The organism is Chitinophaga sp. XS-30 (assembly GCF_008086345.1).
Classification (GTDB): Bacteria; Bacteroidota; Bacteroidia; order Chitinophagales; family Chitinophagaceae; genus Chitinophaga.
Genome location: NZ_CP043006.1, coordinates 3,973,791 through 4,000,787, shown reverse-complemented (window position 1 = coordinate 4,000,787; position 26,997 = coordinate 3,973,791). Strand labels below are relative to the sequence as shown.

Below are 26,997 nucleotides of genomic sequence, written 5' to 3'. Positions count from 1 at the left end.
TCACCATGTTGAAAATGATTTCTACACGATCATGGAAAAGGCTCTTTATAACAGCGGCAGTGTTATTGACGGCTGCTGTTTTTTCCCGGTTGCCTGCACAGGATTTCCGTCTGGTACAGGGAGTGGTCCTTGACCAGCAGAAAACCCCCATCCCCGGCACAACCATCCAGGTAAAAGGAACGAATGTCAGTGCCGCTACCGACCCAAACGGAAAATTCTCCCTATCCGTTCCGGCGGGCAAGCATATCCTGATTTTCAGTTTCATTGGAATGGTATCGCAGGAAATCAACATCGCCAACAGGAATAATATTACTGTAACCTTAACGGAAAGCACTGTTGGACTGGATGAACTGATCGTGATCGGTTATGGCAAGCAAAAGAAAGAAAGCGTTGTTGCCGCGGTTTCCCAAACTACCGGGCAGGTGCTGGAGAGAGCAGGCGGCGTATCGAATATCGGCGCTGCGCTCACGGGGAATGTACCTGGACTTATTACCGCCCAAAGCACGGGCTTGCCGGGTGAAGAAGATCCCCAGATCATTATCCGCGGCCGCAGTACCTGGAACAACTCCAACCCGCTGGTGCTGGTGGATGGCGTGGAACGCCCCATGACCAGTGTGGATATCGGTTCTGTGGAAACCGTTACCGTATTGAAAGATGCATCCGCCACCGCGGTATTCGGCTCAAGGGGAGCGAACGGCGTAATCCTGATCACGACAAAAAGAGGCAAGCTGGGCAAAGCATCTATCAGAGGCACGGTCAATACTGTCATGAAAGTACCTTCCAGGTTACCGGGGAAAGCTGATTCATACGATGCATTACGTACGATCAATGACGTGATCGAATACGAGCTGGCGATGAGGCCTGAGGGCTGGAATGATTATCGCCCCATGGATATCATCAACAAATACCGTTACCCGGCAAACCTGGAAGAGGCGGAGCGTTATCCCGATGTGGACTGGGCGGACGTCCTGTTCAAAGATTATGCGATGTCCCAGAACGTCAACCTGAATATCAGCGGAGGAACGCAATTTGTAAAATATTTTACCAGCGCCGATTTCCTGCATGAGGGAGACCTTTTCAAAGTATATGACAATAGCAGGGGATACAATCCCGGTTTTGGCTTCAACAGGCTTAATGCACGCAGCAACCTGGATTTCCAGCTGACGCCGTCCACGCTCTTTAAAGTAAATCTCGCGGGCTCCTATGGTGTCAGGAAAAGCCCATGGGGATTTTCAGGCAACCAATATGGCAGCTGGATCGACGCATATACGACTGCCCCCGATGTCTTCCTGCCGGTGTATGCGGACGGTTCATGGGGCTACTATGCACCTAATGAAGGCCGCGCGGAAAACTCGGCCCGCAGCCTCGCCACCAGCGGCATTCAATATCAGACCACCACGCGTATCACCACCGATTTCACACTGGAGCAAAACCTGGACAAGATATTGAAGGGGTTGCGGTTCAGCGGTACGGTTTCCCTGGACAATACTTTCATCGAAAGTAACCGGGGCATCAATGACCTCTACAACAATGTGCAGCGCAAATGGGTTGACCCGGAAACCGGGATCGCAACATACAAGGAAGTTTTTGACGGCGCCACCAATTTCGATTTCCAGGAAGGCATCAAATGGTCTCCCGCAGCCGGTGATGTAACGGGTAATCAACGCAGGCTGTTCTACCAGCTGCAGCTCAATTATGCCAGGAATATTGCCCGTAAACACTACGTAACGGCAATGGGACTGCTGAACCGCAATATTACCGCCAGCGGCAGCATGATCCCCTCTTACCGGGAAGACTGGGTATTCCGCACTACCTACACCTATAATAATAAATACACCTTTGAATATAATGGTGCATACAATGGCTCGGAAAAATTTGCCCCGGAAAACCGCTTTGCCTTCTTTTCTTCCGGTGGTGTGAACTGGATCGTTTCGCAGGAAAACTTCATGAAAACGGTAAGTTTCATAGATCAACTGAAGCTCCGCGCTTCCTATGGCCAGACAGGTTTCGACGATGTTGTCGGCCGGTTCCTGTACCTCACGGAATGGGGCTATGGCGGCCAGGCGAGACTGGGCATGACCGGCGAAGCGGCGGAGCAAAGCCCGTACAACTGGTATCGTGAGTTAACCGTTGGTAATCCGAATGTACAATGGGAGCAGGCGGAAAAATTCAACGCCGGCGCCGACTTTGAACTGTTCAGGGGCTTCATCAAAGGCAAGGCCGATTTCTTCATGGACAAAAGATCGAAAATCCTGCTGGCCAACCGCACCTCTGTTCCGTCCTATTACGGCGCAACGCCTCCGGTGGCCAACCTGGGCCGCGTGAACGCTCACGGCTACGAACTGGAACTGCATATCAATTATCAGACAAAACGCAACCTCCGTCTTTGGGCCGATCTCAACATGACCCATACCAAAAACAAGGTGATCGAAGCGGATAACCCTGCTCTGCTGCCTGCTTACCAGAAATCAGAAGGAATGCAGATAGGGCAGGCCTATTCTTATGTGAGTAACGGATATTATAATACCTGGGATGAACTGTACGGCAGCACTATTCATAACGCCAATGACAACCAGAAGTTGCCCGGCAACTACTATCTGGTTGACTACAATGGGGACGGGGTGATCGATGCGCAGGACAATATTCCCTACGGCCACTCCGGCTGGCCGCAGAACACGTACAATGCCACTTTTGGAATGGACTGGAAGGGATTAGCCGTCTTTGTGCAGTTTTATGGTGTGAACAATGTGACCCGCCAGGTGGTATTCAATAGCCTCAGCTCCCAAAACCATCTGGTATATGACGAAGGCACTTATTGGTCGAAGGACAATCCGAATGCGGATGTGCCGATGCCCCGCTGGCTGTCTACCCCCGCAGGTTATTACCGCGGCACGCAATACATGTTCGATGGTTCATACCTGCGGTTGAAAAATGCGGAGATCGGCTATACTTTCCATAAAAAGTTAGTGAAATACGCAGGGCTGGAGTCGCTCCGGATCTATATCAACGGTAACAACCTCGCAGTCTGGAGCAAGATGCCGGACGACCGCGAATCGAACTTCGCAGGTACGGGCTGGGCATCACAGGGCGCTTATCCTACCGTAAAACGCTACAACCTGGGCGCCAACATCATTTTCTAAACAAGTTTGCTATGAAGAAGTATAATAAACTGTTGCTTGCTGCCATCATCGCCGCCACGCTTATTGGCCAGGTGGCATGCAAAAAGTTCCTTGACAGGGAGCCGCAATCCATCGTATCCGCAGAAGATGCTTTCAAGAATTTCACCAATTTCCAGGGCTTTACAGAAGAGCTTTACCATTGCATCCCCGATTTTACCAACGCATACTGGACCAATTGCTGGAACTGGGGAGAAGACGAAATCCAGTCTACTTCCCGCGATTTTCACTTTGTGGTGAAGATCGACAACGGCGATTTCTGGGGCTGGCAGGCCCAATTCGATGGCTGGCAAGCCGGATGGATGGACCGTAACAATACCAGCACCAATGACGACCGCTTTACCAAATCGCTCTGGAAGCTTGGCTGGTACGGTATCCGAAAAGCCAATATGGGGCTGGAGAATATGGACAAGCTGACCGATGCCACACAAGAAGAGAAAGACCTGATAAAAGGCCAGTTGCTATTCTTCCGGGGTTGGTTCCATTTCATGTTCATCCAGTATTTTGGCGGATTACCGTATATCGACAGGGTGCTTCCGGGTGATGAGAAGCTGACCCTCCCGCGTTTGACGTACAGCGAATGTGCTGATAAAGCCGCCGCTGATTTCAGGGAGGCGGCCAACCTGCTGCCTGTCAACTGGGACAATACCACTGCCGGAAAAAGAACGTTGGGCAAGAACCAGCTGCGCATCAACAAGGTCATGGCACTTGGATACCTGGGCAAGAACTATCTCTGGGCCGGCAGCCCATTGATGAACTATGTTTCAACCGGCAACCATGGTTATCATGCGGAGTATTGCAAAAAAGCTGCCGCTGCATTCGGCGAGTTGCTGACCCTGTGCGAAGCAGGCGATGCGCCCCACAAGCTCGTAGAGTTTTCAAAGTACTACACCAACTTTTATTCTACCGGCCAGAATTGGCTGCTGGCAGGCAGCACAGAGGCCATCTTCCGCTCGTCCTACTTCGGCGGCAACAGCTCCAACTATAATACCAGCAGACAATATCAGCCCAATGGCATACTGGTTGATGAGGCGGTCAAGTTCCTGCCCACAGCTAATTATGTGGATTATTACGGCATGGCGAACGGACTGCCGATCAAGGATATCACCAAAGCGGACCCGGAATCAGGGTACGACCCTTCGTATCCCTGGATGGGAAGGGACCCCCGTTTTTATAACGACATTGTATATGATGGTGTAAAGTGCATTCAGGGCGCCACTACCGATGAGCCGAACCGTTACGCCAATCTGTACACAGGTGGCAGCTATCGCGACATCAGCACCGGCAGCCGTACCGGGTACCTGCTGTACAAGTTCATCCCCATTACCGTAAATAAATATGACAACGGCTCCACCTACGACAAGGCGTTGAATATCCATGTGCCATACATGCGCCTGGCAGATGTGTACCTGATGTATGCCGAAGCTGCTGCCCAGGGATACGGTTCGCCCTCGGGAAAAGACGCCAACTATAGCAAAACAGCGGTGGACGCGGTGAACTTCATCCGCGACCGGGCCGGGGTGGGACATGTAGCGGCACAGTTCCTGGGCTCACTGGAAGCCTTCATGCCCGAACTGCGGCGCGAACGCGCGGTGGAACTGTCCTTCGAAGGGCATCGTTTCAATGACCTGCGCCGCTGGATGTTACTGATCCATAGTCCTTATACACTGAAGAAATCTGTAGAATTCGACCGCGCGCCGGGATTCAGCACTACCGATCCGAAGAGCAACCGCGTGCTCAATCTCCGGGAAGTAGTGATCCTTGAACGCCGCTTTTCTGAAAAACATTACTGGCTTCCGCTAAAAAATTCGGACGCCAGCATGTACCTGGAATTTCCGCAGAACCCCGGCTGGTAAATCACACCACCCATTCATGTATCGTGTACCGTTAATATTGAAATTCATGAAGCATATAAAATTACTGATGGCGATCTGTATCCTGGCGGCAGGCACACCGTCTGCACATGCACAGGATACCGCGGCAAATGTTATAAACCCCGGGGAGGAAGCGGTGCAGGTGGCTTTCCGGAAGCTTGCCAAACGCGACCTGCCCGGTGGCGTATCCGTGGTTGACGTATCCTCGCTGATGAAGCAGAACTATATGACCTATAGCCTTGAGAATATGGAGGCCTGGGCCAATGGATATAATGGCAACAGCATGTGGGGCATGGGCAGCTACCTGCTGCTGATAGATGGCGTACCGCGTGACGCCGGCAATGTATTGCCAACGGAAATAGAACAGATCTCGTTTCTGAAAGGTGTAAATGCCGTAGCGCTCTACGGAAGCCGGGCCGCCAAAGGCGTTGTGTACATTACCACCAAAAGAGGGCACGCAGGCACGCAACGGATCGATGTAAGGGTGAATAGCGGCACGCATGCACCGAAAGCCTATCCGCAATACCTTGGGTCCGCCGAATACATGACCCTGTACAATGAGGCCAGAAGCAACGATGGGCTGACCCCGCTCTACACCTCCGAAACGATCTATAACTACGCTTCCGACAAGAATATATACCGCTATCCCGATGTGGACTATTATTCGGATGAATACCTGAAAAAAGTATATGGCCGGCATGATGTAACAGCGGAGATCTCAGGAGGAAGCGACAAAGCCCGGTACTATGCCAACATCGGTTACAATACCACCGGCTCACTGCTCAATTTCGGCGAGGCTGTTAAAAACGACCGGGCCGATCGTATGAATGTACGCGGTAATATCGACATTAACCTGAACGATTATATCACCTGCAATGTAGATGCCGCAGCTATTTTCTATACCGGCAGGGGAGTGAACACCAATTACTGGAGCAGCGCTTCCACACTGCGCCCGCACCGTTTCACCCCGCTCATTCCGCTGGCCATGATAGAGCCGGAAGATGAAGCTACACAAGTGTTCGTGAGCAACAGCAATCATATCATCGACGGCAAATACCTGCTGGGCGGAACACAGCTGGACCAGACGAACCCCTTTGCTGCGATCTACGCCGGAGGCAATAACAAATACAACAGCCGGCAGTACCAGTTCAATACCGGTGTGAATGCAGACCTGCGGAATGTGCTGAAAGGGCTTTCTTTCCGGGGTGCTTTTGCCGTGGATTATAACGCCTCCTACAACCTGTCTTTCAATAACAGTTATGCCGTGTATGCCCCTGTCTGGAACAGCTATTCAGGAGTGGACCTGATCACCAGCCTGACGCAGTATGGCCAGGACGCTACGTCCGGTGTGCAGAATGTAAGCAGCAGCTGGTACCGGCAGACGATCTCGGCAAGTGGGCAGTTTAACTATGTGAACGCTATCCGGAACAGGCACCATCTTTCCGCCACGCTGCTGGTGAACGGGTTCCAGCAATCGGAATCCGCTCTATATCACCGTACAAGCAATGCCAACCTCGGCTTGCAACTGGGCTATAATTTCAGGCATACTTATTATGCTGATTTCAGCAGCGCCCTGATCCATTCGGCGAAGCTGCCCGAAGGGAACAGGCAGGCCTTTTCACCCCACAGTCTCCCTGGGCTGGCGCATCAGCAACGAACCCTTCCTGCGCGGTTCGGGAGTGGTGGATGACCTCCGCCTGACCGCAACTGCCGGCATATTGCATACTGACCTGGATATTACTTCCTATTACATGTACCAGGGGGTTTATACAGTGGCCGGCAGCTGGTATGGATGGAAAGACGGTACCGGCGGCCCGGCGACTGAATCGAGAAGAGGCAATAACCCGGAAATGAAATTCCCGCGGCGCGATGAGATCAGCGCCGGGCTGGAAGGCTCTTTCTTCAAAGGACTGGTGAAAGTGGATGGCAATTTCTTCGTGAACAGGATCACCGGCAACATCATCCAGGCTTCTGTACTGTTCCCGTCCTACTTTACAACCGGCTGGCCCGTTTCTTCTTTCATTCCCTATGTGAACTACAACGATGATAAAAGGATAGGCTTAGATTTCAATGTGAACCTGAACAAAAAACTGGGCGAAGTGAACTGGACCCTCGGCGTGTTGGGGACCTGGTACAAGACCACCGCGTCCAAACGCGCGGAAGTGTATGAAGACGACTACCAGTACCGCCAGGGCAAACCGCTGGATGCCATCTGGGGGCTTCAGCACCTTGGATTCTACAGGGACCAGGATGATATCGACAATTCTCCCGCACCGGCCTTTGGTCAGGTAAAACCAGGTGACATCAAGTACAGGGACCAGAATGGCGACGGGATCGTTGACGGCAGGGATGAAGTATTTCTCGGCAGGGGAGGCTGGTTTGGAGCACCGCTGACATTGGGCATAAACCTGGCGGCAAAATGGAAGCACCTCAGCTTCCTTGCGCTGGGAACAGGCCGCTTCGGAGCCATGGGCATGAAGAACAGCACTTATTTCTGGATGGATGGGGAAGACAAATACTCCATCGTTGCACGCGACCGCTGGACACCCGAAACACATGCCACCGCAAAATACCCGAGGCTGACAACGTTTAACAGCGATAACAACTTCCGTTCCTCCGATTTCTGGATATACAAAACCAACCGTTTTGATCTGGCCAAAGTGCAGATATCTTATGATCTGAACCGCGTGCTCGGGGAAAAATCGGTTGTACGCGGACTGGATGTATATGTCAGCGGGTTCAACCTGCTGACCGTATCAAAGGAGCGTGAAGTAATGGAACTGAATGTTGGCAGCGCACCGCAAACCCGCTTGTATAACCTGGGGGTTAAAGCGCAATTCTGAACAATTGTTATCACCGATCAAGTAAAAGCATATGAAACCGAACATGATACATTTTACCACACAAGGTCATGTTAATGTGAGGTTTATCTCAAGCATGTTTACATCTTATTGGCCTCGATGCATCTTCGATGTCATCTGGCCCGTAAAAAATAAAAATATTAACAGATGAACAGAAGCATAATTATGCTGTTGGCGGCCATCTTTATACTGACCAGCTGTAAAGATCTGCTTGAGCCTGCGATTGAGAACAACCGCGAGCTTGACCCGAACGCCTATCTTCCGAATGACGCACGGTTCCCCTATGGCATCCTGCTTAACGGGTACAACCGTATTCCCACCAATTCCTGGTCATTCAACGATGTGGCTACGGACGATGCAGTGTCCAACGATCAGGCCAACGCCTTTCTGAAAATGGCCAACGGGCAATGGACCGCCGCCAACAATCCGCTGAACCAGTGGACGAACGCCTATGCCGCCATACAATACATCAATATTACGCTGGGAGAGATCAGCAAAGTGAAGTGGGCCGCGGACGAAAAAGTCAGTGACCTGTTTGCCATGCGTATCACCGGGGAAGCCTATGGCCTGCGTGCCCTGTTCATGTACCATCTGTTGCAGACACACGCGGGAACAAGTGGCGCGGCAATACTTGGCGTGCCGATCAATACGGAAGTGCAGGGCGTTGGCACGGACTTCAACAAGCCCAGGGCCACCTTTGATGAATGCGTGAAGCAGATCTACAGCGACCTGGACGAGGCGGAGGAAATGCTTCCGCTGGATTACGAAAACATTCCTGATGCCTCACAGATCCCTGCAAAATACGGCGCGGTGACCAAGGAACAATACGATCGCGCTATGGGCAACAACTTCCGTGGCCTGTTCTCTGCACGCATTGCCAAAGCGCTCAGGGCAAAGACCGCTTTGCTGGCTGCCAGCCCTGCTTTCAGTGAAGGCAATACAACAACCTGGGCAGACGCGGCCAATTACGCTGCGGAAGTGATCAATCTCAAAGGCGGCATCAGCGGGCTGGCTTCCAACGGCCTCACCTGGTACGCCAATGTCTCGGAGATCGCCGGTCTGGCTGACGGCGCCAATCCGCCTGAAATACTCTGGAGGAACAATTATGGTGAAAACAGGGACCTGGAGCAGGCCAACTTCCCGCCCAGTCTTTTCGGCAACGGGCGCGTCAACCCGACGCAGAACCTGGTGGACGCATTTCCCATGGCCAACGGATATCCCATTTCAGATCCCGCCGCCGGCTACGATCCGGCTGACCCATATGCCGGCCGCGATCCCCGGCTAAAACATTTCATCCTCCTTAACGGCGGCACGGCAGGGCCTAACAACACCGTCATCACAACCGCCGCGGACGGCAATACCAACGATGCGCTGAACAGGGTGGAAACATCTACCAGAACAGGATATTATCTCCGTAAACTGCTGCGCCAGGACGTTAACCTCAATCCCAATTCAGCCAATAACCAGCGACATTACAGGCCTCATATCCGGTACACGGAAATATTCCTCATTTACGCCGAAGCGGCAAACGAAGCCTGGGGGCCAACAGGTACGGGCGGCAACAGCTTTTCAGCCTACGATGTCATCAAAGCTATCCGCGCAAGGGCCGGAGTAGGCGCCACCAACGGCGATCCCTACCTGGAAACCGCCAGCGGGAACAAAGAGCAAATGAGAGAACTGATAAGAAATGAACGGAGACTGGAACTGTGCTTCGAAGGCTTCCGCTTCTGGGACCTCCGCCGCTGGAAAGTGAGCCTGACAGAAACCGCCAAAGGCGTGAGCATTCAGAATAATGTGCATTCGGTGATCAATGTAGAGGAAAGAAGGTTTCAGCCCTTTATGATTTACGGCCCCATTCCCTATGGCGAGATACTGAAGTTCGGTTCCCTGGTACAAAATCAGGGATGGCAATAAAAGACATCTTAAAAAATATACGGATGAAAAAGTTTCTGATATCAATCTTACTCTTCTTTGTACTGGCATCCTGCAACAAAGATGTAGTATTTCCCGACTACGACTACCAGACGGTGTACTTCGCCTACCAGTACCCGGTACGGACGATCACCTTTGGCGAGGATATCTTCAGCACGGAACTGGATAACCAGGGCAAGTGCAGGATCATGGCCACAACGGGCGGTGTTTATTTCAGTAAAAAAGATATCCATATCGGGATCACGGTAGACAATTCCCTCCTGGGCACCGGCCTTTTGTTTGGCGTGGGCAGGGATGAAATACTGCAAATGCCGGATAACTACTATTCGCTGGCAGCCAACAGCATCGTTATCCCGGAGGGCGGCCTCACCGGCGGGGTGGAAGTGCAGCTTACCGATGCATTTTTCAATGACCCTGATGCCGTTAAGAATACTTATGTCATTCCGCTGCGCATGACAGAAAAAGGTGCCGCGGATTCCATTCTTGACGGGAAGAACTTCATTCTTTATGCCATCAAATATGTGAATACCTGGCATGGCAATTACCTGCGCCGCGGAAAAGACGTTGTCACCGGAAGCGTGAACCAGACCATCGTGCGGCACCGGCAATACGTAGAAGAAGATGAGGTGAACAAACTGTACACCCGCTCGCTGAACGAAACCGAATTCCCGGTGGTATTCAAGGACAAGGATGGCGTGAACATCAATTGCACGCTGCTCCTCACGTTCAATGAAGCGGGCGAATGCACCGTTGCCGCTGCGGGTGGAGATTACACCGCAACGGGTAATGGCCGGTTCGTGAAAAGAGGGGAAAAGAACAGTTGGGGCGGCAAGGACCGCGATGCGTTGTACCTCAGCTACCAGGTGGCCTTACCGGATATGCAGGTAAGCGCTACCGACACGCTGGTGATGCGGGACCGTGCCGTAGCCATGGAAACGTTTACCCCGGTTGTCAAATAATCTATTGGCCATCTTTAATCACGTAACTGATATGAATAAACTACACAAAATAGCAGCAGGTATCACTGCATTGGTAGTGATGGCTGCCTGCCACAAGCATAAAACGCCTGAATTCGATGTAGAGAAACCGGAAAGCGTAGCGCTCCAGGAGGAAATAGATGCATATCCGGCACTCAAAACCTATATCAACCGGGCCGCACACCCTGATTTCATCTGGGGAACGGCGCTCGGATTACAGGAATATCTGGATAAAGGCGTGAAATACCGGCTGGCCAATAAAAACTTCGATGAGATTGCACTGGGCTACGAAATGAAGCATGGCGCAGTAGTACAGGCCGATGGCAGCCTGAGCCTGGACAGGGTCACAAGCCTGCTGGAAACGGCCGGCCAGGCGGGTATGACCGTTTACGGGCATACACTGGTCTGGCATGCGAATCAGAACGCAACTTATCTGAAAGGGCTGATCGCGCCAATGGTGGTAACGGCTCCCGCCTATGCGAATGACCTGAATACTGCCGGGCTGCTCGATCATTCGTTCTCCGGCTGGAACCGCTCCAGCCCCGGCGCGGGCATCTCCGTAGCCGACGGCGAAGGCATGGGAACCGGCAATAAAGCCATAAAGCTGGTATCCGCCGCCGGATCATCCTCTGCCGGCGCTTTACAGCTGATCAGTCCGGCTATCCCTGTAGATAACTCCCATAAATATGAAGTGATCATTTATATCAAATCGGATATTCCGGGCGAAGGCCGCATCGCTTTTGAAGGGCTGAACAATAACACGCCGGAGATAGACTGGACGAAATCCGGCACGCCTTCCGAGACGTTCACTACCGGCATCTCCTGGAAGGAGATCAGGTTCCAGGTGAACGATTTTTCGGGAGACAATTTTTCGCTTCACTTCGATCTCGGCTACAAACCGGGAGTGACGTATTATATCGATGTGAACAATCTTTATGTGTACGATACCCAGGGCACTCCCGCCATCAACAATCTTGTTGCGAACGGCGATTTTGAATCCGGCGATAGCTGGGGAGGATGGGGCAACAATTCTATACGGGGTGTCACCGCGGATGGCATGGGTGTTGGCAACAAAGGGAAAGCCTTGTATGTCACCAACCCTTCAAAAACAGCCAATTTTTGGGATGTGCAGACTAGCTATCCCTTTGAAGCCCCACTGAGCAACGGAGAAACGTACAATCTGAGCTTCTGGGTGAAAGGTACAGCGGAAGGTATCATCAGGCCGGAAGTGCAAAGCGCCAACTATTCATCCAACGGGTTCGGGCAAGTTCCCGTCACCACCGAATGGAAACTGGTAGACATCTCCACAACGGTTACTACGGCGGACAGGATAAGGCTGATCTTCAGTTATGGCGAGTTTGCCGGAACGGTGTATATCGATGATGTGGTGCTGAAAACCGCTACGGCATCCGGTGGCAGTACAACCGTGGTGGAAAAGACAGCACCGGAGAAAACAGCCATCATCACCGAAGCGCTGGACAGGTGGATGGCCGGTATGCTGGGTGTCAGCAAGGACCATGTAAAGGCATGGGATGTGGTGAACGAGCCGATGGATGACGGCAATCCTTACGAGTTGAAAACAGGCGCAGGCAGACCGGACATGGCCGCGGACGAATTTTACTGGCAGGATTATATGGAAGGCAGGGAATATGGTGTGACCGCATTCAAAATGGCCCGGCAATACGGCAATGCCGGCGACATTCATTTTATCAACGATTATAACCTTGAATACAACCTCGATAAATGCCGCGGACTGATCGCCTATGTCAATTATATCGAAAGCAAAGGCGCAAAGGTAGACGGCATCGGCACACAGATGCACATCAGCATTACTTCGGACAAGGAGAATATTGCTGAAATGTTCAGGCTGCTGGCCGCTACCGGCAAACTGATAAAAATATCAGAACTGGATATAGGCGTAGGCGTGAAAACCACCGAGGCTACCGCCGAACATTACCAGGCACAGGCCGAGATGTACAAGTATGTCATCGACAAATATTTCGAGCTTGTACCTGCCGGTCAACGGTACGGCATTACGCTCTGGAGCCCGCTGGACAGTCCCGCCAGCTCCAGTTGGAGAGCCGGTGAACCGATTGGCATCTGGACGGAAGAATATGTGCGCAAGCTGGCTTATGCCTGGGTAGCCAGATCGCTGGAGGCAAATACCAAATAACGGATGGCAAAGGTTTTTAGCGCGATCATATGCATTGTAACAAGTGTTATTGCAGGATGCAACAATCCCGGCAGTGAAGCCGTCCTGCTTCAAACCGGCGCATATACGCTGAGCCCTGCTGATTACGAATTTGCCGGCAGCAACGCCCAATACAGATCAATGACCGCCAGGCAGCTGGAAGACAGGTTGGTGGAGGAGGGGAGGATACTGGCCTTTGCAATGGACCACCGGTATGATACCATCAGCCTGCTGCAACGGCAACTGGAATATGCAATGCGCTATTATGCGTCTTCCGTGGATGGGTATGTCTGGAACAGGGAAGTGAAGCCTTTGCTGAAAGTAACAGCAGATGAGATCCGGGAAGCATATGCCAGGCGGTCCACCGAATATCTTCTGGAATTTATCCGTTTCTCCAACGAAGAACAGTTGAAGAGATATTTTGCCTCAACACCGCTGGTGAATACGGCGAAGGAATTTCATGCTTTGCGGAGAAAAACGAAAGCGGATCCTGTTATTCAATACTACAGTGTTTTTCACCGTTACCCTTTTTATCCATCAGGGGTCTATTCAGGTAAAATGGCCCGGCCCCGGGCGGGGGATGCCTGGGGCCCTTTTGAAACTCCCTCGGGGTACTACGTCATGCATGTAGCGGAGGAAAGAAAAGTGACCCAACGGCCATTCGAACAGGAGCAGGGTCTCATCCGGGAAGAGCTGTTGAATGCGCTCAGGGAAAAATATATCCTGGAAAGCCAGCGGCAGATATTACAGGAAACCCGCCCGCATATACACCGGGAGGCGCTTGCCGGGATAGCGGCCAAAGTGAATACCATGGAAAGGAAGTGGCCAGGCGTAGATTCGGGACTAGTGCTGATGGAATACCATTTCCGCGGGAAACAGCACCACTATACAGCAGCGGATTTTATGGAATTTGTACAATGCCAGCCGATGTTTACCGGATCGCTCTCCGAACCGCAAGACATAAAGAAAATGCTGCATGCCTACCTGATCAGTATCAGTTTGTTTGCCAGGGCGCAGCAGTTGGGCATCGAACAGGATACTGCTTACCAGCAGTTCAGGAAGCGTTACCAGCAGGGTATTTTCATCACCCATTACAAACGGCAGCATATCTATCCGAATATATCCATCAGAGAGGGGGAAATGGAAAGTTATTATCGTGGGCATAGCAGCGACTTTACATGCTTCGCAACGGCCACGATTCTCGTCAGCCGATATCCGGATATACAAAGTGCTTTTGAAGGCAGGAGGCTGTTAATGGAAAAGCCACCCACGGAGGCCGGCAGGGTAGAAGTACGGGTAAAAGACACCACCTGCAGCGAGGCTGTTATTGCGGCCGTATCAAAACTGGAGCCGGGAGCAGTGTCGGTGCCTGTACCGGAAAATGGGTACTACTGGATCATATCCCTCGTATCAAAAAGTGGCGTAATGCCAATGCCATACAAATACGCGCGAAAAAGCATCCGCGAACTGCTTTTCTCGCAAAAGGAAAAAACGCTGATCGCCGAGCTTGAAACGGAATATCCGGTTAAGGTAAATCACATCGCGGCATATCTCGCGAAATCAAAATAACAATCAATGGTACAGTCAAACTTTATGCTCCATCGTTAAACCAGTAAAATTCTAACATTATGAAGAAGTTCTTTTTAGCATTCGCCTTGTTCTTTATATCGATCTCCAGCAGTTTTGCCTACCAGCAAGCGCTCACAGCTGGTCCTCCCATTAACTATGCCGGGATGAACGTGAGCATCAACATGAATTGCAGTTATGTATATTTTCAGTGTACCTGGTCTAATTCCGCTAGCGGGAACGGCAACGGCTCCACCGTTGCCTATAGTGACGATGCCACATTGATCGGGGAATATAATTATAGTGAAGGATACAATTCCCAAGGTTATAGCCGTGGTGTGTTCAGCTACCGCTATTGGGGATCCGTTCAGGTGTATTTAAGCGCCTTCAACTGTACCGCGCAGGCATTGCTTGAGTGGATGCCCTGATACCCCTTATTCGTCTGAATCGTTTGACCTGGTTGCCATCATTGATTGCAAAGCCCGGCCAGGTTCTCAGGAACTTCCGGCCGGGCTTACCTTTCCTGTTTACAACAAAAGAAGTATTTATGATCAAAATGTGTGTTGTTCAAAGCCGTGTACTCAGCCTGCTTGCCGGCTTATTGCTTTTGTGCCGGATCGGCGCAGCGCAATCCATTACCCTGGTAAATCCCGTGCTCAGCGGGTTCTATCCTGATCCCAGCGTGGTAAAGGCAGGGCCGGATTATTACCTGGTCAACTCCACCTTTTCCTATTTCCCCGGGTTGCCCATATTTCATAGCAGGGACCTGAAAAACTGGAAACAGATCGGCAACGCGATAGACCGTACCACGCAGATGCAGTTCATGAAACAACGTACCACCAGGGGCTTGTTTGCGCCTGGCATCAGCCATCATAACGGTATTTTTTACATTGCCTGCACCAATATCGATGATGGCGGCAACTTTGTGATCACGGCAAAAGATCCCGCCGGTCCCTGGAGCGACCCCGTATGGCTGCCCGCGGTGAGAGGCATAGACCCATCCGTTCACTTTGTTGATGACAAAGCGTATATCATCTACAACAGCGATCCACCGGAGCACAAAGCGCTTTATCCGGGGCATCGCACCATACGGATGTACGAATTTGATCCGGTAGCCATGAAGGTGACCGGAGAGGAAAAAATACTGGTGAACGGAGGGGTTGACATCTCCAAAAAGCCTGTCTGGATCGAAGCGCCGCACCTGCTGAAAAGAAATGGCTGGTATTATCTTTATGCGGCGGAAGGCGGTACATCCGTCAACCACTCCGAAGTAGTGCTTCGCAGCAGATCTGTCTGGGGGCCTTACGAGCCTTATGCACAGAACCCCATCCTTACACAAAGATACCTGCCGGAAGACAGGAAACATCCCGTCACCTCCACCGGCCATGCCCAGCTGGTAGATGGTCCTGATGGCAATACCTACGCCATATTCCTGGCCTGCCGGCCATATACCGGCGACTATTACAATACCGGGAGAGAAACATTCATTGCGCCTGTGGAATGGAAGAACGACTGGCCGGTGATCAATCCCGGTCAACAGGAAGTGCAATACTACTACCAGGCAGCTTACCGGGAATCCGCACAACCCGGTGCACTGCCGCAAAGCGGGAATTTTTCCTACACTATGAAGTTTGAGAAAACGCTCGATCCTTCGCTGTTATTTCTCCGCACCTGCGACAGCAGTTCCTTTTCCCTGGGCAAACGAACCGGACTTACCCTGAAGCTGAAGCCGGAAACCTGCATGGGTACCGGCTCTCCTTCATTCATCGGAAAGCGGCAGCAACATCTGTTTTGCAGCGCCGAAACAGCGATGACCTTTGCGGCTTCTTCCGAAAACGAAAAAGCGGGTTTCATGGTGTATTATGATGAAAACCATTTTTACTATCTGTGTAAATCCGTCGCTAATGGCAAGCCTGTGCTGCAGTTATTCAAAGGCAGGGAACGTTCCGATGAAATGGAATTGATCACTGCGGCGCCATATGAAGGCCAATCGGACAAAGTGGAACTGAAGATCGAGGCCAATGGCGATCACTACAATTTCTATTATGCCGTGAACCCGGGTAAATGGAACATCTTGAAAGGCGGGCTGGATGCAAAGTACGTCAGCACGAAGCATGCAGGTGGATTTACCGGGTGTTTCTTCGCCATGTACGCTACTTCATCCGGCAAAGTCTCCGGCAAAGCTGCCAGCTTTCAATACCTGAAATACAGTGGCAACGATCCGATGTATAAATAGGGCGCTGGCGCGGAAAAACCAGCTGGCGGCAGGGATCAGCAATCCACGCCGGGGGAGATACTGATTAATTGCTGCCATCCCGGTCGCCCTTCCGGTTATGGGCAATAAACTCGGATGGCAGCATATTGAATTTGGCTTTGAAAGATTTGGCAAAATAGTTGGGTGTGGAAAATCCGACTTGGTAGGCGATCTCCGCAATGGTCATATCACTTTTTTCCATTAATGCCGCGGCCTTTTCCAGCCGGTAGGAACGGATGTATTCCACGGGCGTCTGGCCGGTAAGCTCCAGCAACCTGCTGTACAGGGAACTGCGGCTCATGCCAACTTCCCGGCTCAGGCTTTCAACAGAAAGTTGCGAACTGTTAAGATGCTCTTCCAGATAGCTGACAATTCTGTTCATGAGTTTTTCTCCGGACGATGCTACATCCACTTCCGGTGTTAGCACCTTTATATGCCTGGAATACGTGTTCTTCAGGGTATAATTGAGTTGCAGCAGGTTCCGTATCCTGGCATGCAGCATCTCCGAATTGAATGGTTTGGTGATGTAGTCATTGGCGCCGGTTTCCAATCCCGCGATCTGTTGATCTTCATTCGCAAGGGCTGTCAGCAGAATAACGGGAATATGGCTGGTCCTTTTATCCGCCTTCAATTTTTGCAGGAGGCTTATGCCATCCATCTGCGGCATGCTGATGTCGCTCACGATGAGTTCGGGATGAAGCGCCAGCGCTTTTTGCCATCCTTCCTTCCCGTCAGCGGCCTCGATCACTTTGCAGCTACTGCGGAGATTGTCTTTGAGATAGAACCTGAAATCTTCATTATCCTCCACTAACAGTACGAGGGGCATATCCGCCGTTGAGGGTTGCGCTTCGCTGGCTGCAGTTGTGATTGCCGGCAGCGGGGCATCCTCTGCAAAAGAGAGCTCCACGGCCTGCTCAACTTGCAGCGCCGGCGGCAGGGCTTCCTCTTCGCAGGAGAGCTCCCCGGCCGGCTCAACCTGCAGCGCCGGTGCCTGACCGGCTGCAGACTTCAAGGGAATCCGGATAATAAATGCCGCACCTTTCCCTGCTTCGCTTTCCACGCTGATGGTTCCGCCATGCATTTTGATGAATTCTTTGGTAATGGACAGGCCTATACCGGTGCCCTGGTTAAGTATTGCAGCAGTAGTGCTGGTTTGAAAGAAGCGTTCGAATATCTGGTCTTTTTTCTCACCGGGAATACCGACCCCCGTATCTGTCACTTTAATGGATACCCATGTCTGCCCCGGTTCAGCCGGACTGTCTATCTCCTCCAACTCAACGATAACGGAGCCTTCCTCCAGTGTGAATTTAAAGGCATTGGACAGGAGATTGAAGAGAATTCGCTCTATTTTATCATGGTCAAAAAGCGCATCCAGCTTAGGCAGGCTGGACCTGAATACCAGATCTATATGTTTCTTTTCAGCAAAATCCCTGAAGGAACCCGTCACTTCTTTTACGAATGAAACAAATTCACCTTCGGACAACTGCAGCCTGAGCTCATGCTCTTCCATCTTCCTGAAATCAAGCAGCTGGCTCACAAGGTTCAGCAACCGCCTCGCATTTCGTTTGATCATGTTCAGCTTTTCCAGCCTGCTGCCAGCCGGTTCACCGGCAATCAACTGATCCACAGGTCCCATGATCAGTGATATCGGTGTCCTGAAATCATGGCTCAGGTTGGTCAGGAATTTTATCTTCAGCCGGTCAAGCTCCTGCAGCCGCCTGGTTTCCTCTCTTTCCTGCTCCAGCAGGAATTTTTTCCTGAGCCTGGTGATGCCCCTGTGCCGGCTATAGAGCAACAGACCGCCGATAACGGCGAGATAAAAAAGGTAAGCATAGGTCGTCCGCCAAAAAGGGGGGCGTACATAGATCTTGATGACCGTATCTTTTGTGCTCCATATCCCGTCGTTATTACCTGCCTTTACATGAAAGGTGTACTCACCCGGATCGAGATTGGTATAAGAGGCCGTATTAGCGGTACCGGTGTAGTTCCAATCCTTGTCGAACCCCTCCAGCATATAAGCGTATCGGTTCTGTTTCGGGATAGTATAGTTCAGCGCCACAAAACCCAGTGTGAAATTCTGTTTATATTCCAGCCGTATTTCGTGCGCAACGGAAATATGCGCTTTGATGGGAGCGCCATCTCCCGGGACAACTGTTTTATTGGATACTTTCAGATCGGTCAGCAATACTGCCGGTACGTTACGGTTGACAGCAAGCTGGTCCGGATTGAAATAATTGAATCCATCAAGCCCTCCGAACATCAGCTCCCCGCCGGACAGCCGGATACCGGAGGTGTGCACGAAATTATTATTCTGGATACCATTGTGGTGGGTATAATTCCGGAATCTCTTTTCCGCCATATCGAAACTGCTGATGCCGGTGTTGGTACTGAGCCAGAGCAGGCCGTTCAAATCCTCGATAATATGGTAGACAGTGGCATTTTGCAGGCCATCCTTTTCGGAAAAATTAATGAATTGACGTTGTTTTTTGTCAAACAGGCTGAGTCCTTCCCCGTAGGTCCCCACCCACATATTGCCACGGCTGTCGCACAGCAGCACCTGTATCTTGTCTCCGGGCAGTTGACTGTTGTTCTGGGTGTATGTTGTCCATTGACCACTGCGGGGGGCGTAAACCACTATTCCTCCGCCGTGTGACCCGATCCAGATATTGCCCGCTCCGTCTTCCTCAATAGCCCTGATGTAAGGATTACCCGGCAGAAATGTCTCATTTGCCGCATCTGGCCGGGGCCGGGGAGTAAAGCGGGCCACAACTTTACCATCTTTCAACAAGTTTACGCCTTCGCCATTCGTGCCGATCCAGATGTTGCCTTTACTGTCTTCTTTGATGCAGAAGATATCGTTTGAGCTGAGCCCATCCGGACCGGCACCATGTTTCAAATGACGGTATTTTCCGGTAGCGCGGTCCAATATCACAAGCCCCTGGGCATACGTGGCTATGTATAATTTGTCATCACGACTCTGATGCAATGCCAGGATGGACAGGGGCTTGTCGTTCGGCACCGGCAGTTCCAGATCCGCCGGACTGACCTGTTCAGTTTTGCGATTGAACCGGAACAGCCCGCCACCGTCTGTTCCCATGAATATGTTCCCCTGCCTGTCTTCCACAAAGGCGCTGATAATGGGAGGGGGGTGGCTGTTGCCGAATATCGCACTGCTCAATTTCACATCAAAAAGATTCAGGTTCCTGTCGTACTTGTTGATACCGCCCCGGAAAGTGCCCAGCCAATAGATGCCCTGCTTGTCGATATACACGCATCTGATCGATTTGCTGGTCAGGCTATAGGTATGTTTTCCCCTTGGCACATGGGTAGCCACCGTTTGGGATTTGATATTGATGACATGCAACCCTTCTGCGGTGCCGACCCATAAATTCCCTTCATCATCCGCGGCGATGCAGGCGATCTCATTACTGCCGGGCGTCATACGCTCGTCCCCGAGGCCGTGAAAAGCATTGAATCCGGCGCCATCCCTCCTGTAAGTGCATAGTCCCTGCATAGTGCCGATCCAGATATCGCCATTCCTGTCTTCAGCAATTGCCTTGATATCATTGTTGATCAGGCTTAGCGGCTGGTTGCTGGCATGCTGAAATCTCTTTATGGTGCGGGATGCCTTGTCATATAAATAAAGGCCGTTACTGGTCCCGGTCCAGACCCGTTGTTTGCTGTCCACAAAAACGCACATCAGCACTTTAGGGACCTGCATGCCATCGTCTGCCGCAGCCAGATCGATACCGGTAATGCCGCCGGAAACGGGGTCAAGCATAAACAGATGTTCAAATTGGGCTATCCATACGTTACCGGCATGGTCGCTGTGAATACCACGTACCACTGCATTTGACGGCAGACCGGGAATGCTGTCTTTCCCGGGATAATGGATGAACAAATCCTTTTCCCGATCATACCGGCTCAGACTTCCGCCACTGGTGCCGATCCAGAGATTGCCTGCTTTGTCTTCATGCAATGCCAGCACCTCATTGGCCCGCAGGCTTGTTGTATCCCCCGGAATATGCCGGTACACGATAAAATTCGCGCCGTCAAATTTATTCAGGCCATCATCTGTGGCAAACCACATCAGGCCATACCGGTCTTTAATGATCGCATTGACAGTATTGGATAGCAGGCCATCTTTTGAAGAAAGCGCCGTGAAATTTATATGTGGTGATTGTGCTGACCCCGCATGCGCAAAAATCAGCAAAAGGAAGATTGACGTATAGATATATTTAGGCATAAATAGTGCTGTCGTTAAGGGAGAAAGCAGATCGTGGTTGTCATATCATCATAAAAAGCCCGGGTTGGCGATTCCTGCTGGGTACAGGCAAAGTACATCATTACGTGTGAATTTACGGATCATGGTAACTGGCCGCAGATCAATGATTGTTGCGGGGCAAACATTTTTGCTACGGATTTCAACAAATGAACTATTTCCTTACTGCTCCGACTATTACCTTTGTTTTAGTGTGAATTTAACATTTATTTTTTATTTTCAATGCGCAATGCAAATGCCCGGCAGGGATATCTTGATCATGATTAATTTTCCACAGCTATATGAAACAACTGATCGTACTTTTAGCCGTACTGGCCGGCATCACCCAGCCAGTTATTTCCCAAGACCTGCCCGCACAGGCGCCGCCGGGTTTTGATGTTGAACGCTCCGGCATAGCGCAGGGCAGGATAGATACCATATCCTATCCCTCGCGAACGGTGGGTACCACACGAAAGGCTTTGCTGTACACGCCACCCGGCTATTCATCAGACAAAAAATACCCGGTGCTGTATCTGCTTCATGGCATTGGAGGAGATGAAAGGGAGTGGCTGCATGGCAAACCGCAGCAGATACTGGACAATCTTTATGCTGACGGGAAAGCAGTACCGATGATCGTGGTGATGCCCAACGGAAGAGCCATGAAAGATGACCGGGCTACCGGGAATATTTTCGACAGCGCCAGGGTAAGGGCATTCGCGGTGTTTGAGCAGGACCTGTTGAATGACCTGATCCCTTTCATTGAAAAGAAATACCCTGTGTATGGAGATCGCGAACATCGCGCCATTGCCGGATTATCCATGGGAGGGGGGCAATCGCTGAATTTCGGATTGGGGAACCTGGACAGATTTGCCTGGGTCGGCGGTTTTTCTTCCGCGCCGAATACCAGGCCACCGGACCAACTGGTGCCTGATCCGGAGGCCGCCCGGAAGCAATTGAAGTTGTTGTGGATATCCTGTGGTGATAACGATAATCTGATCACTTTCAGCAAGCGGACGCACGACTATCTGCAGGAGAAAAAAGTGCCGCATGTGTATTATATCGAGCCGGGCGGGCATGATTTCAAGGTCTGGAAAAACGGGCTGTACATGTTCTCCCAATTCCTCTTCAAACCGGTAGACCCTTCCGTTTTTTCTGCTTATCCTTCGGCAGCCTCCGCTCAGGGAGGGCCGGTTCGATAAACATACCGCCAATGAACATCATTTTTTCGGGGATCAGCATGATCCTCTTCCTGCTGCTGCCTGTTACGATAAACGCCCAGCAATGGAAAAGCGACAATGGAGACGGCACTTACACCAATCCTGTTATCCCGGCCGATTACCCGGACCCGGATGTGATCCGCGTAGGGGACACCTACTACATGGTCAGCACCACCATGTTTGTTTTTCCCGGGGTAACGCTGCTGAAGTCGCAAGACCTGGTTAACTGGGAATATTGCGCCAACGCCGTTCAGCGCTTTGATTTCAGCAAGTGTTACGATCTTGACGGGTGCAACCGGTATGCGCACGGCCAATGGGCCACCAGTTTGAAGTACCATAACGGAAAATTCCATTTGCTTTTTATTACGTTGGATGAAGGCGGGTTCTTATGCACAGCCACCGATCCGGAAGGTCCCTGGGAAGTCAGGAAGCTGCCGAAAGCATTTTATGATCCGGGCTTGTTCTTTGACGAGGACGGCCGCATTTACGTGGTGCATGGTTACGGCAAGATCTCCGTAACCGAGCTGGATCAACATTTTGCGCCCAAGAGCCGGGATTCGCTGGTATTCACCGGCGATATCCGTGGGGGACTGGAAGGCATGCATGTATATAAGCTCAATGGGTATTACTATCTGTATGGCACTTACGGGGGCAGGGACGGCATACAGGTGGCGCTCCGCTCAAAGCATATCTATGGGCCGTATGAGCAGAAAGTAGTGATACGGGATACGACGCCGGGCGTGAATTTCGGTATTCACCAGGGAGCATTGATCCAGACGCCGTCCGGCGAGTGGTGGACGATGCTTTTTGTAGACAGCGGGCCATTCGGCCGGTTTCCGTCTTTGCAACCCGTAGCCTGGGAGAATGGCTGGCCGATGGTAGGCGTTGACGGAAAAGCAGTGGTGCGGCATAGAAAGCCGGATGTTGGCAAGGTCCGGCCAGTGAAGGCGTTGCCCACATCTGATGAATTCAATGAAAAGGCCCTTGGTATGCAATGGGGCTGGAATCACAACCCGGATCCGGCGGCATGGTCGCTTACCCGGAGGCCGGGATATCTGAGGCTGACCACAGCAAAAGTGGTGACCAATCTGCGGGAAGCACGGAATACGCTGACGCAGCGCCCATTTGCCCATTACGATCCGCAGATCCCGACCGTTGCTGTTACAAAGATTGAAACCGGAGCAATGAAAGATGGGGATATAGCCGGACTGGCCGTGTTCCAGGACCCGTATGCCTATATTGGCGTCAGGCAGACAGATCGTGCGAAATACGTCATTATGGTCAACAATGGCCAGGTGATCGATTCTGTACGAATGACCGGACGGACAGTTTATTTGCGGGCCATCGCCTCGAACAGCACCGCAAAAGCATCATTCGAATATAGTTTTGACAACAGCCGATTCCTGCCTTTGGGTGACGAACTGGCGATGAAATTCAACCTCAAAATATTTACCGGGAACAAATTCTGCTTATTCAATTATGCGACGAAGGAGACCCGGGGATTTGTGGATGTGGATTGGTTCAGGGTGGAGTAGGCATCACGGGCTCGCGGATCTTCCGTCTATCGTAAATCATATGCGGCAAATGCCGTCATTTAATTGGGCTATTGAGGGGGAGAATCCGGTGTTTTTATATTTAACATAATATAAATTATAGAACAAATAAAGATTGGGAAAACCCAATGCTGCGGCGACTTTAGAGGCTTTATCAGTATTTCAGCAACCGTATTCACAGTGGTATTTTGTACCTCATAACAGCAGCAAACCGTGCAGCGCTACGGGATGATCCACGTCCTCAAAAAGCTCAGGAAGGCGATAAAAGAAATGAAATGACCGGGATAAAAAAAGCAGCAGAACCCAAGGGCCTGCTGCTTCAAGCATTATGTTCCACAACGCGTTTTGCTACGCCGCTGCTTTTTCTTTCTTACCTACTTTGATCTTCGCTGTGGCGGTTCAGCAACCGTATTCACAGTGGTATTTTGTACCTCATAACAGCAGCAAACCGTGCAGCGCTACGGGATGATCCACGTCCTCAAAAAGCTCAGGAAGGCGATAAAAGAAATGAAATGACCGGGATAAAAAAAGCAGCAGAACCCAAGGGCCTGCTGCTTCAAGCATTATGTTCCACAACGCGTTTTGCTACGCCGCTGCTTTTTCTTTCTTACCTACTTTGATCTTCGCTGTGGCGGACTGCCGCAGTTTGATGATGCCTACCCAGTGCATGGCTTTCATCACCGGATAAGTGGGATCGAATTCATACCATTTTTTAGCGAAGTTGGCGCTGTCCTTATGCTTGTGGTGATTGTTCTGGAACAGTTCACCCAGCAGGAAGATGCCCCAGGGCTCGGAGTTCCTGGAATGGTCGCCATTATCAAAGTTGCTGTAACCGTATTTGTGGCCGCACCAGTTCACCACTGCACCCTGGATCGGGCCCATCAGGAAATGTATCGGCAACAGCAGGAACCACCAGAAGCTGGGCGCAAAAACGGCGTAAAATGCAATATACAGCGCTATCCACGTCAGGCGTGTTGCGCGGTGGTCACCTATACGGTCCATCGCTTCCCAGGTGGGCAGCGGATCTTTGGTGAATTGCGCATCCGGCAGCTTCGTATTGTTTACAAAATCTGCGTAAATCGCGCGGGTATGGATCATCATATGCCATACATCCTTAAAGAAATGCGGTGAATGCGGATCGTGTTCAGTATCGCTATACTCATGGTGCATGCGGTGCATAACGCCATAAGCTCTCGGGATCAGATAAGAAGAACCCTGGAAAAACCAGGTGCAGAAATAAAACACACGCTCCCATCCTTTGCTGGTGTCATACATCTGGTGGGAAGCATATCTATGCAGGAAAAATGTATGGAAAAACAGGGAAAGGAACCAGTGTGCAAAAAAGAAAGTCAGTATCGCTACCATGTCGCTCATTAAAAGAATAAAAAAATAAGGCCCAAAGTTAACCTAAAAATAGGGTAATCAGGAAGAATTTAACTTGCTGTTAAAGAATATATTAATGTATCATATGAAGGACTGGCCTAGTCTATCCGGACCCTTCGCAGCTCCAGCAGGTTCAACCCGTTACTGGTAAGGCCTGTGACATTAGGCTGACGAAAACGTACCGCCATATCATAGAATAACGGCACTACCGGCGCATCACGGATGACCATCTGGTCCATTTGCTGGTAATAACGATATCGTAAGGAATCCTGCGTTTCCTGCAGCGCCAGTTCATATAACCTGTCGAACTGCGGATTGTTGTACCGGGTATAGTTGGGCGGCGCGGGATTTTTGCTGTAGAACATGGCCAGATAGCTTTCCGCATCGGGATAGTCGGCGATCCAGCTGCCCCGGAAGAACGGCACGGCTGATTTGGCCACCTGGTCCATCAACGTGCCTTTTTGTATCACTTCTACCTGTATCTGCATGCCGATACCCTGCAGCTGATGCGCTACATAATTCGCCAGGTCTGCATAAATGGGAATAGATACCAGCTTTATCTCCGGCAGCCCCCTCCCGTCCGGATACCCGGCTTCCCGCAACAATCTCCTGGCCAGCACGGGATCATAATGATACCCTTTCACCTGGGTGGTATCAAAAGACGGCAAACCGGCCGGCACAAATCCTGATGTTGCCGCTATCCCGATGCTGTTCCGCAGATAGGTCATCATTTTCGTACGGTCGAAACCGTAGTTGATGGCCTGCCGGACTTTCAGATCGCGCAGCGGGGAGTCTTTCACGCCGGGCATGGCGGGGTCCATCACGATACCGAAATATTCCGTATTCAGATAAGGCGTTTTATCCAGCATGATCTTCCCCTCCCACTCCTTTTTCAGCTGGCCTTGCTTGGTGAGCACTTCGTCTTTGAACGAGGTTTCAATATCGTTGATGAAATCCAGCTGCCCCTGCCGGAACAACAGGAATTCCGTGCCTTTGCTGTCTACAAAAGACACTTTCACGGCATCGAGATAAGGCAACTGCTGCCCGGCCGCATCTTTTTCGAAATAATGCGTATTCCTGTGCAGGATGAGGGCCTGGCCTTCATCCCAGTAGTGAAAAATGAAGGGACCGGTGCCGCAGGGGTGTTTGCGGAAGTCCTTTCCATACTTCTCCACCGCCTCATGCGGCACAATGGAGCAATATTGCATGCTGAGAATACCGAGTATCGGGTGAAAAGGCTGGAAGAGCGTGAGCTGGAAAGTGCTGTCATCCGGTGCGCGGAAACCTGTCCCGGGATCCAGTTTCCCATTGAATATCCATGCGCCGGGCGATGCCGTGGCCGGGTCCATCACCCTTTTCAGGCTGTACACCACATCGGCCGCTGTCATTTTCCGGCCTTTGCCGCCGGGGAAGATATCGCTGTTGTGAAAATATACGTCGTTGCGCAGGTGAAAGGTATAGGTCTTCCTGTCATCGGAAACCTCCCAGCGCGTAGCCAGTGAAGGCCGGATATTCAGGAGGCTGTCCGGCTCCACCAATGTATTATAGATCTGGCGCACCGCCCAGAGGATGGCCTGGTTCTTCGCGAATGCGGGGTCCAGCGTGGGAATGCCTTCGGGCTGATTATAGCGGAAAACCATTTTCTGCCCCCGCTCGGCCTGCCCGCAGGATAAACAGCAGATGGAAAATATGCAGATCAGATACCTCATAAAAAAGTAAAGATAACTGCCGATGATCAAATTATCGTACGCA

At 51.3% G+C, this 26,997-nt stretch carries 15 protein-coding genes; 12 read left to right on the top strand and 3 right to left on the bottom strand.

The window, feature by feature from the left end:
- Positions 1 to 5 precede the first annotated feature (5 nt).
- The 10 genes from FW415_RS16280 (at position 6) to FW415_RS16240 (ending at position 16,813) form a co-directional block, all read left to right on the top strand.
- The gene (locus FW415_RS16280) at positions 6 to 3,140 is read left to right on the top strand and encodes a TonB-dependent receptor (RefSeq protein WP_148387139.1); all 3,135 of its coding nucleotides are present in this window, start codon (positions 6 to 8) and stop codon (positions 3,138 to 3,140) included.
- An 11-nt stretch (positions 3,141 to 3,151) separates the two neighbouring features.
- A complete protein-coding gene (locus FW415_RS16275) occupies positions 3,152 to 5,032 on the top strand; it encodes a RagB/SusD family nutrient uptake outer membrane protein (protein WP_148387137.1) in 1,881 nt (626 codons plus the stop codon).
- A gap of 46 nt (positions 5,033 to 5,078) precedes the next feature.
- The gene (locus FW415_RS25175; protein ID WP_210420715.1) at positions 5,079 to 6,740 is read left to right on the top strand and encodes a hypothetical protein; all 1,662 of its coding nucleotides are present in this window, start codon (positions 5,079 to 5,081) and stop codon (positions 6,738 to 6,740) included.
- A 28-nt stretch (positions 6,741 to 6,768) separates the two neighbouring features.
- On the top strand, positions 6,769 to 7,893 hold the full coding sequence (locus FW415_RS25170; RefSeq protein WP_210420714.1) for a hypothetical protein: 1,125 nt from the start codon (positions 6,769 to 6,771) through the stop codon (positions 7,891 to 7,893).
- A 165-nt stretch (positions 7,894 to 8,058) separates the two neighbouring features.
- Positions 8,059 to 9,825 (top strand): RagB/SusD family nutrient uptake outer membrane protein, encoded by a 1,767-nt coding sequence (locus FW415_RS16265; protein WP_148387135.1) that lies wholly within the window; start codon positions 8,059 to 8,061, stop codon positions 9,823 to 9,825.
- 23 nt (positions 9,826 to 9,848) lie between these two features.
- The gene (locus FW415_RS16260) at positions 9,849 to 10,802 is read left to right on the top strand and encodes a DUF5627 domain-containing protein (protein ID WP_148387133.1); all 954 of its coding nucleotides are present in this window, start codon (positions 9,849 to 9,851) and stop codon (positions 10,800 to 10,802) included.
- Positions 10,803 to 10,833: 31 nt separating this feature from the next.
- The gene (locus FW415_RS16255; RefSeq protein ID WP_148387130.1) at positions 10,834 to 12,993 is read left to right on the top strand and encodes an endo-1,4-beta-xylanase; all 2,160 of its coding nucleotides are present in this window, start codon (positions 10,834 to 10,836) and stop codon (positions 12,991 to 12,993) included.
- A 3-nt stretch (positions 12,994 to 12,996) separates the two neighbouring features.
- Entirely contained in the window at positions 12,997 to 14,580 is a 1,584-nt protein-coding gene (locus tag FW415_RS16250) for a peptidylprolyl isomerase (RefSeq protein WP_148387128.1), read from the top strand.
- 59 nt (positions 14,581 to 14,639) lie between these two features.
- On the top strand, positions 14,640 to 15,005 hold the full coding sequence (locus FW415_RS16245; protein ID WP_148387125.1) for a hypothetical protein: 366 nt from the start codon (positions 14,640 to 14,642) through the stop codon (positions 15,003 to 15,005).
- Between the two features lie 119 nt (positions 15,006 to 15,124).
- On the top strand, positions 15,125 to 16,813 hold the full coding sequence (locus FW415_RS16240; protein WP_210420712.1) for a glycoside hydrolase family 43 protein: 1,689 nt from the start codon (positions 15,125 to 15,127) through the stop codon (positions 16,811 to 16,813).
- A gap of 64 nt (positions 16,814 to 16,877) precedes the next feature.
- Here FW415_RS16240 and FW415_RS16235 read toward each other — a convergent pair whose 3' ends face one another.
- Complete coding sequence (locus tag FW415_RS16235) at positions 16,878 to 21,044, bottom strand: two-component regulator propeller domain-containing protein (protein ID WP_168208845.1); 4,167 nt, start codon at positions 21,042 to 21,044, stop codon at positions 16,878 to 16,880.
- A gap of 350 nt (positions 21,045 to 21,394) precedes the next feature.
- Between FW415_RS16235 and FW415_RS16230 the strand changes: the two genes are divergently transcribed.
- On the top strand, positions 21,395 to 22,291 hold the full coding sequence (locus FW415_RS16230; RefSeq protein WP_148387121.1) for an esterase family protein: 897 nt from the start codon (positions 21,395 to 21,397) through the stop codon (positions 22,289 to 22,291).
- 11 nt (positions 22,292 to 22,302) lie between these two features.
- The gene (locus FW415_RS16225) at positions 22,303 to 23,844 is read left to right on the top strand and encodes a glycoside hydrolase 43 family protein (RefSeq protein ID WP_148387119.1); all 1,542 of its coding nucleotides are present in this window, start codon (positions 22,303 to 22,305) and stop codon (positions 23,842 to 23,844) included.
- 603 nt (positions 23,845 to 24,447) lie between these two features.
- Here FW415_RS16225 and FW415_RS16220 read toward each other — a convergent pair.
- A complete protein-coding gene (locus FW415_RS16220) occupies positions 24,448 to 25,227 on the bottom strand; it encodes an acyl-CoA desaturase (RefSeq protein WP_148387116.1) in 780 nt (259 codons plus the stop codon).
- 116 nt (positions 25,228 to 25,343) lie between these two features.
- Positions 25,344 to 26,954 (bottom strand): ABC transporter substrate-binding protein, encoded by a 1,611-nt coding sequence (locus FW415_RS16215; RefSeq protein ID WP_148387113.1) that lies wholly within the window; start codon positions 26,952 to 26,954, stop codon positions 25,344 to 25,346.
- Between the last annotated feature and the right edge of the window lie 43 nt (positions 26,955 to 26,997).

Bases quoted from the DNA above. Each gene is read 5' to 3' on its own strand.
- FW415_RS16280 (WP_148387139.1), top strand. From the start codon at position 6: ATGTTGAAAATGATTTCTACACGATCATGGAAAAGGCTCTTTATAACA.
- FW415_RS16255 (WP_148387130.1), top strand. From the start codon at position 10,834: ATGAATAAACTACACAAAATAGCAGCAGGTATCACTGCATTGGTAGTG.
- FW415_RS16225 (WP_148387119.1), top strand. From the start codon at position 22,303: ATGAACATCATTTTTTCGGGGATCAGCATGATCCTCTTCCTGCTGCTG.
- FW415_RS16230 (WP_148387121.1), top strand. From the start codon at position 21,395: ATGAAACAACTGATCGTACTTTTAGCCGTACTGGCCGGCATCACCCAG.
- FW415_RS16250 (WP_148387128.1), top strand. From the start codon at position 12,997: ATGGCAAAGGTTTTTAGCGCGATCATATGCATTGTAACAAGTGTTATT.
- FW415_RS16265 (WP_148387135.1), top strand. From the start codon at position 8,059: ATGAACAGAAGCATAATTATGCTGTTGGCGGCCATCTTTATACTGACC.
- FW415_RS16275 (WP_148387137.1), top strand. From the start codon at position 3,152: ATGAAGAAGTATAATAAACTGTTGCTTGCTGCCATCATCGCCGCCACG.
- FW415_RS25175 (WP_210420715.1), top strand. From the start codon at position 5,079: ATGAAGCATATAAAATTACTGATGGCGATCTGTATCCTGGCGGCAGGC.
- FW415_RS16240 (WP_210420712.1), top strand. From the start codon at position 15,125: ATGATCAAAATGTGTGTTGTTCAAAGCCGTGTACTCAGCCTGCTTGCC.
- FW415_RS16215 (WP_148387113.1), bottom strand. From the start codon at position 26,954: ATGAGGTATCTGATCTGCATATTTTCCATCTGCTGTTTATCCTGCGGG.
- FW415_RS16260 (WP_148387133.1), top strand. From the start codon at position 9,849: ATGAAAAAGTTTCTGATATCAATCTTACTCTTCTTTGTACTGGCATCC.
- FW415_RS16220 (WP_148387116.1), bottom strand. From the start codon at position 25,227: ATGGTAGCGATACTGACTTTCTTTTTTGCACACTGGTTCCTTTCCCTG.
- FW415_RS16245 (WP_148387125.1), top strand. From the start codon at position 14,640: ATGAAGAAGTTCTTTTTAGCATTCGCCTTGTTCTTTATATCGATCTCC.